The sequence below is a fragment of the Cylindrospermum stagnale PCC 7417 genome (genome assembly GCF_000317535.1).
In the GTDB taxonomy this organism is placed as follows: Bacteria; Cyanobacteriota; Cyanobacteriia; order Cyanobacteriales; family Nostocaceae; genus Cylindrospermum; species Cylindrospermum stagnale.
Genome location: NC_019757.1, coordinates 2,588,018 through 2,602,331, shown reverse-complemented (window position 1 = coordinate 2,602,331; position 14,314 = coordinate 2,588,018). Strand labels below are relative to the sequence as shown.

Below are 14,314 nucleotides of genomic sequence, written 5' to 3'. Positions count from 1 at the left end.
GACAAAACAAATGACTAACGAACGGTGACTTCTTTATTGTAGGCGTTGTAAACTGCCAGTGTGCTTTAACTGATACAAGTTAGCGTTGCCAGTGCAGAATAATACTGTGGTGATTTCGGCGATTAACACTTCGGCTAGTTCGTAAACTGCGGCTTCTGAGTCGGCTGCTGCTTGGAGGAAAGGCATTGCTAAACCAGCGAGATCTGCTCCTAAGGCGATCGCTTTTGCTGCATCTAGTCCATGACGCAAACCTCCAGAAGCGATTAAAGGTATTTTTGGTGCGATCGCGCGAATTCCGGTAATACACTCGGCTGTCGGTAAACCCCAATCAGCAAACGTCCTCCCCAAACGGTACTGCAAGGCATTTTCTGCCCGTTCGCTTTCTACCTTGGCCCAAGAGGTACCACCCGCACCAGCCACATCAATTGCTGCTACTCCCACTGCAATTAGTTTTTCTGCCATTGTGGCGGAAATACCATTACCGACTTCTTTAGCAATTACAGGCACTGGTAATTGATTACATAATTTAGATATCTTGTCAAGCAAACCCCGAAAGTTAGTATCACCTTTAGTTTGAATGCATTCTTGTAGGGGGTTGAGGTGCAAAATCAAGGCATCAGCTTCAAGAATGTCGATGATTCGCAGACATTCATCTACACCATACTGATAATTAAGTTGTACAGCGCCCAAGTTGGCAAACAGCAGCACATCGGGGGCATATCTGCGGATAGCGAAGGTATCAGCAACTTGGGGTTTTTCCACTGCTACACGCTGGGAACCAACACCCATCGCTAATTTGTAGTGTTGTGCGACTGCTGCTAAACGCTGGTTAATGATTCCCGCTTGTTCGGTTCCCCCAGTCATGGAAGAGATTAACAAGGGTGCACCGAGGTTTCTGCCGAAAAAATTGCTGCTAATATCGATATCATTGCGATCGCATTCTGGTAAGCAACAATGAGTAAAGCGATAGCTTTCTAGTCCATTGGTGACTTGCTGACACTGAACATCTTCTTCTAGACAGATGCGGATGTGATCAGCTTTGCGATTCTGAGTTTGCGCTGAGGTGCTGGTTGGAAGGTTCACAGGGTATGACTCAATGCGGTTTCCTTCCTTATTGTTACAGTTTCATCTGATATCGGCCAAATACCTATTATACAGCATTTTTCAGGTAAATGAAATACACGGGTAGGGGCACAACATTGTTGTCTACGATAATCTGTACCTCACCAAGTTGCAATCTGCTGTATATCCCAACTTCTTTGATAAACTGAGGATATTATGTAGGTAAAATTCTACTTAAATCAAGCAGCAAGTCTGAGAAACCAGGCAAAGATATAATCTGGTTGGATAAGACAATTCGCTTATTTAAATAACCATGTTTACCTTGATGATTTTGATAAGGTGTATTGTAACATTCCAGATGATTGTCGAATAAATTAAATATCCAATAATCAGCAATACCCGCTTGAGCATACAGAGGAATTTTTATATTTTGGTCATAACCTAAAGATGAATCTGCAACTTCTATCACTAACAAAACATCAGCGGCTTGAGGATGAGATGATAAATAATCATCATCTCGGTTTTTTACAATTGCAAAATCTGGTTCAGGTTCGCTTTTAGGTGGTAGAGTAATTGGGGCTTGAGATTGTAAAGTTGCCCGGTCTCCTACGAGTTTTGGTAGTTCCTTCCATAATTTTCGTAAACAAGTTTCATGTGCTCTACCTTTTGCTACCATTTCAATAATTTCTCCATTGACTAATTCAATATGGTCATCTTCATGAAAAAAGCCTAATTCTGTAAGTTTGTGGTATTCAGCTAGGGTGAAGCGTTTAGCCTGAGTCATGCTCATAAATCTTGCTCCTAGAGGAGTTGTCATAATACTTATTCTAAATGTGCCAGAAGTTGATATGCTAAAAGCTGAGAACTATTAAGGAAACAATGCCTGCGCCTACTATCTCCCCTACTATCACTGCCTTTCCCCTGACAGCCGTAGTCGGTCAAGAAGCGATAAAATTAGCCTTGCTGTTAACAGCGGTCGATCCGGGGTTGGGGGGAGTTGTGATTGCAGGCCGTCGCGGTACGGCAAAATCGGTGATGGCTCGCGCTATCCACGCTCTACTACCACCAATTGAAGTTGTCAAAGGCTCTATTAGCAACTGCGACCCCAACCACCCAGAAGATTGGGATGACCTACTTTCGGCGGAGTTTGCAGATAAAGATATTCAAGATATCCCGACAGAAATCATCCCTGCGCCTTTTTTGCAAATACCGTTAGGGATAACAGAAGACCGACTTTTGGGTTCTGTGGATGTGGAGAAGTCGGTAAAACAAGGGGATACAGTTTTTCAGCCTGGGTTACTCGCTACAGCTAACCGGGGTGTGTTGTATGTGGATGAAATTAATTTATTAGATGACCAAATATCAAATCAACTTTTAACTGTATTATCTGAGGGACGGAACCAGATTGAGCGGGAGGGGATTAGTTTTCAGCATCCCTGTAAATCTTTGTTTATTGCGACCTACAACCCAGAAGAAGGTGGTTTGCGGGAGCATTTGATGGATAGAATTGCGATCGCACTTTCAGCAGACGGAGTTCTCGGTTTAGATCAAAGAGTAGAAGCAGTTGAACAAGCGATCGCCTATTCCCAGTCTCCCACAGAATTCCTTCAGCAGTACAGCGAAGACTTAGACGGACTCAAAACCCAAATTATCCTTGCACGGGAATGGCTCAAAGATGTCTGCATTACCCAAGAACAAATTGCCTACCTCGTAAATGAAGCAATTCGCGGCGGAGTTCAAGGACATCGCGCTGAGTTATTTGCAGTCCGCGTCGCTAAAGCAGCAGCAGCCTTGGAAGGACGTAACACTGTAAATGCTGAAGATTTACGCCGTGCCGTTGAATTGGTAATTGTCCCACGAGCGACCATCGTCCAAACACCACCACCCGAACAACAACAACCACCACCACCTCCCCCCCCTCCCCAAAATCAAGACGAGTCGGAGCAGGAAGAACAAGAAGAGGAAGAAGATCAAGAGGAGCAAGAACAAGAACAGCAAGAGCAAGAACCCCCCAGCCTCCCAGAAGAATTCATCTTTGACCCGGAAGGAGTAATTCTTGATCCAACCGTGCTTTATTTTACCCAAATGGCAAAGCGGCAGGGTAAATCGGGCAGTCGCAGTATTATCTTCTCCGACGACCGGGGACGCTACATTAAGCCAATGTTGCCCAAGGGGAAGGCCCGACGGATTGCCGTAGATGCCACACTCAGAGCAGCGGCTCCGTATCAAAAATCACGGCGAGAGAGAAACCCAGGCAAAAAAGTCATTGTCGAACAGGCAGATATCCGCTCCAAGCGCTTGGTACGCAAAGCAGGGGCCTTAGTCGTGTTTGTCGTCGATGCTTCCGGCTCCATGGCCCTAAACCGGATGCAGTCAGCTAAAGGTGCGGTCATGCAACTTTTAACAGAAGCTTACCAAAACCGCGACCAAGTAGCTTTAATACCCTTTCGGGGAGAACAGGCAGAGGTATTATTACCTCCAACACGTTCGATTGCTTTAGCACGTAATCGTTTGGAAAGGTTACCCTGTGGTGGTGGTTCACCCCTAGCGCATGGTTTAACCCAAGCTGTTCGTGTCGGTGTAAATGCCCAGATGAGTGGTGATATCGGGCAAGTTGTGATTGTGGCAATAACTGATGGGCGGGGGAATATTCCCTTGGCGCGTTCGTTGGGTGAACAGCTAGAACCAGGTGAAAAGCCAGATATCAAAGCAGAATTGCTAGAAATTGCCGCCAGAATCCGGGCTTTAGGGATACAACTTTTGGTAATTGATACGGAAAGCAAGTTTGTATCAACTGGTTTTGCTAAGGAATTAGCCCAAACAGCAGGAGGCAAATATTATCATTTGCCAAAAGCGACAGAACAAGCGATCGCTGCTATGACTAGAGGAGCGATCGCCGATTTAAAATCTAGATAAATTAGTCATTAGTCATTAGTCATTAGTTATTAGTTTAACTTGTTGACTTTTGACTCAGCACTCAAGCAGGCGATCGCTCATTTAATTTCCATACAGTTACTAATCAGGATGCCTGCCACTGGTTCGCTTTTGAATTTTAAATTGCCTATGATCCTGTTGGCATTATCTGTGGTTGCAAATAGCAAATCAGATCTTGAATGCCTTTTTGCAAATACCGCGTTACAGTCATGGGGCTGGTGCCAATCTTCTTAGCAGCATCCTTGCGGGAAAATTCCTTCAAAAATACCAACTCAACTGCCATACGGGGCTTATCTTCTAACAGACTGATTGCCCCTTGGAGTTGTTGCCGTTCTTCTTCTTGTTGCTGGAGAATATGAGAACGGGGACAAGGAAGCGCCTCACCCAAAGTTATCTGGCAGTCAACATAATGAACTGCGGTAGCATCTAAACTCAAAGGCATGCGATTTTGAGCCGCTAACTTGGTTTCTTGCCATTCTTGTAGAGATATCTGGAGCCTCTTGGCAATTTCAGCGTCTTTGGGAGGACGTCCCAAAGTCATTGCCAATTCTTTGCGAACCTTTTGCCCCTCATTGTAAAGTTCTTGCCAACGACGGGGAATTTTTAATAGCGTACTGCGATCGCGCAAAAAATGCAGCATCTCACCGCGAATATATGGCACAGCAAAGGAACTAAAAGCATATCCTTGGCTGGGGTCAAAGCGCTCAATCGCCCTAATCAAACCAAAATAACCGATTTGTTCTAAATCTTCATAAGGTTCATTACATTGATGGCTGAATTTATGAGCCATCTTCCGCACTAAGCCAGTATGTAACTGTACTAGTTGGTTACGAAGTTTAATAGAAGGATTTTGGTGGTATAAGTGTAATAGCTCCATACCATCGGATCGCACAGAGGACTCACTCGCAGCCATATAAATTCCTTTGTAGTAACTCCTTTTCCTGAAGAATGGAGTTGCGTATACTCTCTTCAAAGCTGTCATTATTCTCCTTAGTCAAGGCTGAATAAGCCATCGTCGTTTTACTGAACTTATGAGGGGTCTCAGTACATTATTCAGTAATTACACGCACAATTTCCTCCTCCTGCCTGTTTCAGGTAATTTCTGTGTTCTAGACAACAGTCTTGATTGCGAATAATCCCTGCTTATGTCATAAAACTTAGCTATTTGTGCTGAACAATGTTGAATTTATGCTACGGTTACTTGCTAAGTAAAGCAAAACATAGTTCACTGTTGCATTAAGACTCAGAAAAACTAGATAACCTGAGAATAATTGTGGAATTCTCGGAAGCCGATCACTCAGATTTTGTGTAACACAACTGCCTGTTAGGTTTGTCGACGGCGAAACGCCCGCTGTTGGCGAGCTCGCGCACTTATAAAGATATTTATATCCAGATATCCCCCTCGCTTCTAGCCGCGAATATTGGTAAGAATGGTAATCAGCAGGACATTATGCTGAATAACCAGTTTTTACTTATGAGCAATACCAGCAATTTTCGTCAAGCTTTCCGCGAGGCACAATCTCAAGCCCTCGTAGGCCCCAATGTGATTGCCAACGCCCTCCCCTACGTCGGTGGTGGCCTGGTGCTAACAGCATTAGGAACCTATGGCGGTTTGGGAATTATCCGTACTAACCCCGGGCTATTCTTCCCCACCTTCATTGGTGCGATGATTCTCGAGTTGATTCTGTTCTTCGTCGCCCAGAATGTAGCCTCAAAAGGTAACAAAGCTCTTGCCTTGCCCCTACTGGGAATTTACAGCCTTTTATCTGGATACACACTCAGCGGCTTAGTATTTGTCGCCTTGAGAACCCAAGGTGTTGGCATTCAAGGTATTGGTATCGCTGCTCTTGGTTGTGGCGTCACCTTTATTGTCGCTCGTCAAATTGGTTCCAATCTCTCGGAATCAGACGGCATGGCTTTAACGAAAACCATCTCTCTCGGCATGATTGCCTTGGTGGTTGTCTGCCTGACCCAATTTGTGTTTGCCTTATTTGGTGTATACACCCCCAGTTGGTTAGAAATTGGCATCTCCGGACTAGGAGTATTTTTGTTCGTAGGAGTGTCAGTCGTCGATTTCTACATCTTGCCCCGAACTTATCGCAATGACGAGTATCTGCCAGCAGCTTTATCGATGTACCTAACCTACATCAACCTATTCATCTTTATCTTGCGGTTGCTCATTGCGATCAATGGCCGTGATTAAGCACAGATAGGCAGAAGAAACAGAAAAATAAACAATATTCAACCGTGGTTGCACTAAAGCAGCCACGGCTTTTTTATCAGATGAGACGGAAACGCAATTTTGCTAATACGATATGTAGTAATAGAATAAAAAGCAATCTCGAAAAATTAGCAGCGCTCTCAACCAGAGCAAGCAATATGGATGTTCTAGAACTCAAACGCGAAATCGAAACGTTGTCTGGCCGCCTGGGTAAAACCCAGGACTATCTTTGACGTGCCTGCACTCAAAGCCAAAATTCAAGATTTAGAACAAATAGCAGCCCAACCAGAATTTTGGGACGACCAAAACCAAGCCCAACAAACGCTGCAAGAACTTAACGACCTCAAAGACCACCTCCAGCAATATTATCAATGGCAAGCTAATCTGGAAGATACTAGGGCAGTAGTTGAGTTATTAGAGTTAGAAACCGATGAAGCGTTATTGCAAGAAGCGGAATCTACCATTACCAAGCTCAATCACGACCTTGACCAATGGGAGTTACAACAGTTACTCTCCGGCCCCTACGACGATAAAGGCGCAGTGCTAACAATTAACGCTGGTGCTGGTGGCACAGATGCTCAAGATTGGGCATTTATGTTGATGCGGATGTACACTCGTTGGGCAGAAGATCACGGCTACAAGGTGACTTTAGCAGAAGAGTCAGAGGGTGATGAAGCAGGTATTAAATCAGCAACCCTGGAAATAACTGGTCGCTACGCCTATGGTTATTTGCGGTCAGAAACTGGCACACATCGCCTAGTGCGGATTTCGCCCTTCAATGCTAATGGCAAACGGCAAACCAGTTTTGCTGGCGTGGAAGTGATGCCGCAAATAGATAGCTCCGTAAAACTAGAAATCCCAGATAAGGACTTGGAAATCACCACAACCAGGTCTGGTGGTAAAGGTGGGCAGAACGTCAACAAAGTAGAAACAGCAGTACGGGTTGTTCACCTGCCCACGGGTCTTGCAGTGCGTTGTACAGAAGAACGCTCTCAGCTGCAAAACAAAGAAAAAGCCCTCGCCCGCCTCAAGGCCAAGTTGCTGGTAATTGCCCAAGAGCAACGTGCCCAAGAAATTGCTGAAATTCGAGGTGATATGGTGGAAGCTTCTTGGGGCAACCAAATCCGTAACTATGTATTTCACCCTTACCAGATGGTGAAGGACTTACGAACAAATACGGAAACTACGGGCATTATAGACGTGATGAACGGTGAACTTGATCCTTTCATCCAAGCCTATCTGCGGCAAGAAAACCAACTGGTAGATAGTACTCCAGCGTAATTACTTATTCCCAACATGTTAGAGCTACCAAGTAAAAGTTTTTACTATTACTCACTAGCTCTTTACTATTTTGGAGATTGACGCGATGACGCAAATCTCCCTCTCACTGGCGATGGGCTACGGCAAAGATATCACTCATCAAGTTACCCTTCGAGTGATGCCGACGGCAAACCTTCTCTACGAGACGCTGTTCGCGTTCGGTGAACGCCACTTTGCCGAGTTCCCTCCGGGACACTACGCGAACGTGACGGAAACCGCCCGCCGGAGGATGCCCGAAGGGCTGTAGACGGCAAGTTGACTCACTACTTACTTAGGTAAAAACTCCGCAAAAATAGTAGTAGAGAATTTGAATGTTTCCGGGGTAATGAAAAATGAAAAGTTGGCTTCTGTAATTGCTGATTGTGGGTTTTATGAATTTAAACGCCAACTTGAGTACAAAGCTAAAAAATTTAGTTGTGAAATAATAGTTGCTGACAGACGGTTTCCATCGTCTCAAATCTGTAGTTGTTGTGGTCATCAACAAAAAATGCCATTATTCAGAAAGAACGTACTACACTTTGCATAGTATAGAGGTTCTATTAAGAGAGATTTGAATGCCGCAATTAATTTATCGCGTTAGGCTTAATGTCCATATAATTAGCAACTATAGCAGTATATGTTCAAACAATAATGAGCAACTCTCCTTCAACAAAACCTCAACCAACAGAACCTCAACCTAGCTACGTGAAACTCGCTATGCGTAACATGGTGAGGAAAGGTGGCACTTCCTTGAAACATTTTGCACTGACTGCTGTAGGGCTTTTAGCCGCCCTCATCGGTCTTGCTTACCTAACTCGCTAATGACAGGCCATAATCTCGAACTAGGAGACTTCGCTTTGTGCCCCTGAAAGTCGAACTATATGTGGAGGATTGTTTTTCCGAGTCGTCCCCATCTGAAGTGGTATATATGGGTGACTCTCAGTCCCAAGTTGCGACTGCAACCTGGGAAAACTGGTTTCATGGCTGGTTGGAAATGCTTAATTCTCATCTTCCACCAGCGCCAAGTTATGAAATAGGGCTGCGGTTGACAGACGACGCGGAAATTCAGGCGCTAAATGCCGAGTATCGCCACCAGAATCAGCCTACAGACGTTTTAGCCTTTGCTGCCTTAGAAGCAGACTTGCCGCAAAGTGAGGAAATGCTTGCCTCGTTACCTTTGTATTTAGGTGACATTATTGTGTCTATAGATATGGCAAAGCGTCAAGCCCAACAGCAGGGGCATAGTTTGGCAAGCGAGCTGGCATGGTTAACTGCTCATGGCTTATTGCATCTTTTGGGCTGGGATCATCCTGATGAAGAGAGTTTGATGAAAATGTTAAAACAACAAGTGGTATTGCTGAACTCAATAGGTATTACTATTGACATAGAATAGCAGTTGTGCGCGTGTCTGCAAGTGTTAATCTTGGGTAATGCTTTTATAATACTTCTGTAAAAAAATTGCCTCAAAGTAGATCGCGCCATTAAAATCGGCGAAGACTCTCACCTTCCCTCCTCTATTTTTGTATTTTTAAGTTTATGTCTCAAAAAGTTTCGCCTCCACCATCGCCAAACCGCTTACCAACGCTTGTGACCAATGAACGGGAATTTTCCTGGCAAGTCGCCGCTAATTTATTTGTGAGTTTTAAGTATGCCTGGGCTGGAATTAGCTATAGTTTTCAGACTCAACGAAACTTTCGCATCCATGTAAGTGTCTGCGCTTTGGCTATTGGCTTAAGCGTTTTTTTGCAACTGCAAGCAGTGGAAATAGCTGTAATTGGTATAACTAGTGGTTTAGTTTTAGCTTTAGAGTTACTGAATACTGCTATCGAATCCCTCGTGGACTTAACAGTTAAGCAAACTTACCACGATTTAGCAAAAATTGCCAAAGACTGTGCGGCTGGTGCTGTACTTATTTCTGCTTTGGTAGCGTTGTTGGTAGCTGCTATTCTCCTACTCCCCCCGCTAGTGGCTTTAATCATTTCCGCCCTCTAGATGCGGTTTGTGACCGAAAATTAAAGCCTGTAGAGCAAATAGCTATGCCTGCGGCAGGCTGTGCCAACGGATAGGAGTATTAATCAGGACATAGGTGATGTTAATCGCCGTTGAGATAGAGTAAGCTCCATAAAATCCGTAGGTAGAAAGTATCTGCGGTACTTGGAGATGTTTGTAGTCAGCATTATGGCTTCGTCCATTGGCTTGAGGTTTTGTCCTCATTCCTAACTTAACTCTGTCTAGGTTTGCTCCTTAGAGCCGCAGAGGGAAACAATCCCCTGACTTTAGGTATGGCAAAAATTCAACTTTATCGCCATTAGCTATTATAAGTGTTGTGAAAATTATGATTATATTCCTCGGATAATAACTAGAAAGTTAATAAAAATAGTTCAATTGTAATCTGAAAGTATTGAAAATAGGTTAAGTATGATCATAGTCATCGATAATTACGATAGTTTTACATATAATTTGGTGCAATATCTGGGAGAACTAGCGGCAGATTTCCCAGTCGCAGCTGACCTTAGAGTTTTTCGTAACGATAAGATCACCGTAGATGAGATTCGGGCATTAAATCCGGATGTGGTGGTCATTTCTCCTGGGCCTGGTCGCCCGGAAGATGCGGGAATTTCCCTAGATTTGATTGCACAACTAGGGCAAGAGTTGCCAATTTTGGGCGTTTGTTTAGGTCATCAAAGCATTGGTCAAGTGTTCGGTGGTAAAATCGTCTCTGCTTCAAAGTTGATGCATGGCAAAACTTCTCTGGTGTCTCACACTGGGGTTGGGGTTTTTCAGGGATTAGAAAATCCTATTACTGCAACCAGATATCATAGTCTGGTGATTGACCGCGAGACTTGTCCCGAAGTGTTAGAAATTACCGCTTGGGTTGATGATGGCACAATTATGGGAGTCCGACACCGGAACTTTCCTCACATTCAGGGCGTCCAGTTTCATCCAGAGAGTGTCCTGACATCTTCGGGAAAGCAGTTACTGCGAAATTTTCTGGAACAATTACAGTCGAGAGAGTAGTGAATGAAACGACGACAGTTGATGGGCTATGCTGGGGCGGGTTTAGCAACAGCTTTGGTGACTAACTTGGGTTCCAACCTTCAAGCTGACGCACAATCTAGCGGTTTATCAGTTCGGTGGTTGGGTCATACTTGCTTTCTGTTTACTGGAGGCGGTGCAAAAATTCTTGTTAATCCCTTTCGGCCGGTTGGCTGCACTGCTGGGTATCGTCCGCCAAAAGTTGTGGCAGATTTAGTACTGATTAGCAGTCAACTACTGGACGAAGGCAGCGTGGAAGAACTACCGGGTAATCCAAAGCTAGTCTACGAACCGGGAGTTTATGAGTTCCAGGGCCTTAAGTTCCAGGGAATTTCTACAGACCACGATCGCAAAAATGGCAAGCAGTTTGGCAAAAATACGGCTTGGGGCTGGAAACAAGGGGGAATTACTATCCTGCACTTAGGGGGAGCTGCTGCACCCATTTCCATTGAGCAAAAAATCCTGATGGGGCGTCCTGATGTGGCGTTTATTCCTGTGGGGGGTAGTGCCAAGGCTTACAATGCCCAGGAGGCAAAGCAGGCGATCGCAGTTTTAAATCCTAAGTTGGTGATTCCCACCCATTACCGCACACAGGCGGCTGATACTGCGGCTTGCGATATTTCACCACTGGATGATTTTCTCACTTTGATGCCGGACGTAACTGTTCGCCGTAGCAATAGCGATAGTATTTCTATTAGCTCTAAGGATTTGCCAGAAAATTCGGCTATTCAGGTTTTGAGTTATAAGTTTTAGGTTTAGGGATGAATTGAAGAAACGCTTGTGGGATCAAAGCTGAAAGTGCTTGACCACAAGCGTTTTAGTTTTTGATGCGACGATATATTGACGAAGTTTCAGCAACGCCAGAAATATTGATAGTTTGGGTTGTAATGGCTACAACCCAAACAAGAGTCAATTATTTAACTAAATCCTAAGCTGTGTACCACTCTGGGGTTAGCTTATCTGCATCAGCTACGGCTGTCTCAGTCGCTTTTGTGCCATCCATAGTCCAGATGGTGTCTGCACCTGTTTGCTGATCACGCCAGTAGATGTCGGTTTTGCCATCGTTGTTGAAATCGCCAAACGATGGTGTTAAAGAAGCGCTATTGCTGGGGAGGAAAGCTTCAGAACTAACAGTGGTGCCATCCATCAGCCAAGCACTATTCTCGCCGCTGGTTGTATTGTGCCAGAAGATGTCAGTTTTGCCATCACCGTTATAATCACCAATGCTGGAAGTCCAGGTTGAGTCAAGGGTTTGTAGAGCGCCCTCTGTGACGAAGATGCCATTCATGTTCCAAATTTTGTTCTCACCTGTTTGTGAGTTGTTCCACAAAATGTCAGTCTTGAAGTCGCCGTTGAAATCGCCAAGTTTATAAGTCCAGGCTGCATCCTGTGATTGCAGCGCATAGTTAGTGGCTTGGGTGCCATCCATAAACCAAACGCTGTTCTCGCCTGTTGTGGTATTGCGCCAGAAAACATCACTCTTGCCATTACCGTCGAAGTCAACGATGGTAGGAGCCAACGCTACGTCTGTGTTGTCTAGTACCGTTGCACTTGTAACTGTTGTGCCATCCATTTGCCAAATAGCATTCTGACCTGTTTCAGCATTATGCCAGAAGATATCGGTTTTGCGATCGCTATTGAAATCGCCAATGCTAGCAGTCCAATTTGGATCAACTTTGTCTAGAGAAGCCACACTAGCGACTCTCACTCCATCCATTAGCGCAATGGTATTTTGACCGGTTGTCTTATCGCGTAATAAGAAGTCGGTCTTGCCATCACTGTTGAAATCGGCAATTTTGTAATCATAGGCAGTTAAGTCATATTGACCCAAAGAACCCTGCTCCATGGTCTTTGTACCATCCATCAACCGAAGCAAAATTTCACCTGTTTGAGTATTAACCCAAAATTTATCTACTTTGCCATCAGCGTTGAAATCAGGAGCCACCGCTGCACTAGTTAAGTAAGGATTAGGATTAGGGTTTCCTGTCCCTATTGGTGACTCGCCTAACAGGTCAGTTGGTATTTGTTGTGAGGAACTCCTAACTCCCAGATACGAATCAGAATTTTCTGTATTAAGTGAGGTTGTCAAAGTTTCTGATTTGTTGAGAGAATCTGCTGCCCAACCGCTTGTATTTGCAGATAAGCCTGAGAGATTTCTACTTTCAATCATGGTTTTTTTTTTATGGCTGGTTGTCATCTTTATTTAACTTTCTTATTTATGAAGATTCTGTAAATAAAGAACATTTACATTAGCTTTACCATTTCTTCATAAGTATTAATTTTTAATAATTATCAATTTTTGCAGACATATATATATTCGTCATAAACGATTTTTATATTTTTAAAGTCCTACGTAATCAATTGGCAAATATTGGATTGTTATTTTATGTAGGTCAATACCTATGTTGGGTAATTGGTAATTGGTAATCGCTAAGAGTTTTCCCAGTCCCCAGTTTCCTCTAAGGTTGTGGACTATTGTTCAGTCTGCTGATAAATCTTCCATCTGGCACATGGAAGTTCAACCAAGTAGTAGGTAACAGTCGCCAACAGGATTGATAAAATAGTTGTTGCAGTCAGTCTGGCATAAAATGCCTCAATTGGGATCTTTGAGGTAAAAATAGGCGTGATATTTTCCATGATTGGCTTATGCCAAATATAAATCCCGTATGATAGATTACCGAATACTTCTAAAATTCTGAACGGATTTCTCAAAATTGTGCTAAATGATAACTTTTCATTTTTAATCAGGGAGTTATAAATATCTGACTCAAATGCCCAAACAAAAAAAGATGTAATCAGTGCAGTGAAGGGTGGTAGGATAAAAAATGTTGTCGCAGTTCTAATTCCTTTCCCAGCTATCTCTGGTAAATTCGCTAGCTCTTTGTGATATGAGTAATAAGCTGTGAATAAATAGAGGATGACAATGAGAATCACAGCTATATGCTTTTTATTAATCCTGTCTAGATAGAATATTTTATCAAGCTTATTATTGTTTTTTATCGGTGAATTAAAAGGTTGGCTATTCAGCCAAACATTGACTGAGAAACCACACAAAAACAGGTCTAAATTTGTGAGCAGTGGAGTATACCAATATTTAACAACATAGCTAAATTGCTCACTAATTTCTCTTCTCAAGGAAACCCAGAATAGACAGCGGATGATAAAAATCATCAAAAATATGAAAATTCCGGCAATATAAACTTGTTTCGGCTGTGAAAACCGCTGTTTAAAATAGCTAAAAATAAAGGGAACAAGAATATAAAACTGAACTTCGGTGGAGAGTGACCAAAAAACTACATTAAAATTCATCCCTGGTTGAGAAGTTATTGAAAACTCATAACTAAATGTAAAAAGCCGCAATAAATAACCCCAGTTTTCTATTTTCAACCAATTTGGATAAACGAATAAAGTTAAAATTAATATGGAAAAATAATAAAGGGGCACAATTCTGACAAGGCGATTACGCCAAAAGTTGATAACTCCTGGAACATCAGCGGTGTATCTGTTGGCATAAAAGGCTTTCCCCATTAAGTAGCCAGATAGAACAAAAAAAATCCAAACTGCTACCCAGCCATGACTAAATATTAGCCAACTCAGGTCATAACCTCGATAAACGATTGAATTTCTAGGAGGATTACTATGGAGAATGACTACCATTAAACAAGCAAAACCCCGCAGCGCCAGCAGCGCATCTAAATGGTTATTTTGTTTCATAAATATTTCTAATAATTTAAATAAATGTTGATTGGGCGAGGATTTATG

General features: G+C 43.3%; 16 protein-coding genes. 10 read left to right on the top strand and 6 right to left on the bottom strand.

Features of this window, described 5'->3' with window-relative positions:
- Positions 1 to 33 precede the first annotated feature (33 nt).
- Entirely contained in the window at positions 34 to 1,083 is a 1,050-nt protein-coding gene (gene fni / locus CYLST_RS10520; RefSeq protein WP_015207703.1) for a type 2 isopentenyl-diphosphate Delta-isomerase, read from the bottom strand.
- Between the two features lie 193 nt (positions 1,084 to 1,276).
- Complete coding sequence (locus CYLST_RS10515) at positions 1,277 to 1,852, bottom strand: Uma2 family endonuclease (protein WP_015207702.1); 576 nt, start codon at positions 1,850 to 1,852, stop codon at positions 1,277 to 1,279.
- 89 nt (positions 1,853 to 1,941) lie between these two features.
- Between CYLST_RS10515 and bchD the strand changes: the two genes are divergently transcribed.
- Positions 1,942 to 3,978: a magnesium chelatase ATPase subunit D gene (gene bchD / locus CYLST_RS10510; RefSeq protein WP_015207701.1), complete on the top strand. Its 2,037-nt coding sequence runs from the start codon at positions 1,942 to 1,944 to the stop codon at positions 3,976 to 3,978.
- A 145-nt stretch (positions 3,979 to 4,123) separates the two neighbouring features.
- On the opposite strand, the gene CYLST_RS10505 is transcribed toward bchD, so the two are convergent.
- Complete coding sequence (locus tag CYLST_RS10505; protein WP_015207700.1) at positions 4,124 to 4,909, bottom strand: RNA polymerase sigma factor SigF; 786 nt, start codon at positions 4,907 to 4,909, stop codon at positions 4,124 to 4,126.
- 561 nt (positions 4,910 to 5,470) lie between these two features.
- Between CYLST_RS10505 and CYLST_RS10500 the strand changes: the two genes are divergently transcribed.
- From CYLST_RS10500 to CYLST_RS10475, 7 genes are all read left to right on the top strand, one after another.
- A complete protein-coding gene (locus CYLST_RS10500) occupies positions 5,471 to 6,199 on the top strand; it encodes a Bax inhibitor-1/YccA family protein (protein WP_041233568.1) in 729 nt (242 codons plus the stop codon).
- A 176-nt stretch (positions 6,200 to 6,375) separates the two neighbouring features.
- Positions 6,376 to 7,498 (top strand): peptide chain release factor 2 gene (prfB, locus tag CYLST_RS10490; protein WP_157162561.1). Its coding sequence is split into 2 segments (ribosomal slippage): positions 6,376 to 6,447 and positions 6,449 to 7,498, totalling 1,122 coding nucleotides; the frame shifts between segments, so codons are not numbered across the junction.
- 85 nt (positions 7,499 to 7,583) lie between these two features.
- Positions 7,584 to 7,784: a hypothetical protein gene (locus tag CYLST_RS10485; protein ID WP_015207698.1), complete on the top strand. Its 201-nt coding sequence runs from the start codon at positions 7,584 to 7,586 to the stop codon at positions 7,782 to 7,784.
- Between the two features lie 78 nt (positions 7,785 to 7,862).
- A complete protein-coding gene (locus CYLST_RS33300; protein WP_245587487.1) occupies positions 7,863 to 8,063 on the top strand; it encodes a transposase in 201 nt (66 codons plus the stop codon).
- Between the two features lie 104 nt (positions 8,064 to 8,167).
- The gene (locus CYLST_RS33295) at positions 8,168 to 8,338 is read left to right on the top strand and encodes a DUF3285 domain-containing protein (RefSeq protein ID WP_015207697.1); all 171 of its coding nucleotides are present in this window, start codon (positions 8,168 to 8,170) and stop codon (positions 8,336 to 8,338) included.
- 37 nt (positions 8,339 to 8,375) lie between these two features.
- Positions 8,376 to 8,909, top strand: coding sequence for an rRNA maturation RNase YbeY (gene ybeY / locus CYLST_RS10480; RefSeq protein WP_015207696.1), 534 nt, complete (start codon positions 8,376 to 8,378; stop codon positions 8,907 to 8,909).
- Between the two features lie 143 nt (positions 8,910 to 9,052).
- Positions 9,053 to 9,508, top strand: coding sequence for a diacylglycerol kinase family protein (locus CYLST_RS10475; RefSeq protein WP_015207695.1), 456 nt, complete (start codon positions 9,053 to 9,055; stop codon positions 9,506 to 9,508).
- A gap of 42 nt (positions 9,509 to 9,550) precedes the next feature.
- Here the strand turns inward: CYLST_RS10475 and CYLST_RS34380 are convergent, their stop codons facing one another.
- The gene (locus CYLST_RS34380; RefSeq protein WP_157162560.1) at positions 9,551 to 9,730 is read right to left on the bottom strand and encodes a hypothetical protein; all 180 of its coding nucleotides are present in this window, start codon (positions 9,728 to 9,730) and stop codon (positions 9,551 to 9,553) included.
- Between the two features lie 204 nt (positions 9,731 to 9,934).
- Between CYLST_RS34380 and CYLST_RS10470 the strand changes: the two genes are divergently transcribed.
- Positions 9,935 to 10,534: an anthranilate synthase component II gene (locus tag CYLST_RS10470; protein ID WP_015207694.1), complete on the top strand. Its 600-nt coding sequence runs from the start codon at positions 9,935 to 9,937 to the stop codon at positions 10,532 to 10,534.
- A gap of 3 nt (positions 10,535 to 10,537) precedes the next feature.
- A complete protein-coding gene (locus CYLST_RS10465; RefSeq protein ID WP_015207693.1) occupies positions 10,538 to 11,305 on the top strand; it encodes an MBL fold metallo-hydrolase in 768 nt (255 codons plus the stop codon).
- Between the two features lie 175 nt (positions 11,306 to 11,480).
- Here CYLST_RS10465 and CYLST_RS10460 read toward each other — a convergent pair whose 3' ends face one another.
- Both CYLST_RS10460 and CYLST_RS10455 read right to left on the bottom strand, forming a co-directional pair.
- On the bottom strand, positions 11,481 to 12,722 hold the full coding sequence (locus CYLST_RS10460; RefSeq protein ID WP_041233565.1) for an FG-GAP repeat domain-containing protein: 1,242 nt from the start codon (positions 12,720 to 12,722) through the stop codon (positions 11,481 to 11,483).
- 302 nt (positions 12,723 to 13,024) lie between these two features.
- A complete protein-coding gene (locus CYLST_RS10455) occupies positions 13,025 to 14,266 on the bottom strand; it encodes an acyltransferase family protein (RefSeq protein ID WP_015207691.1) in 1,242 nt (413 codons plus the stop codon).
- Between the last annotated feature and the right edge of the window lie 48 nt (positions 14,267 to 14,314).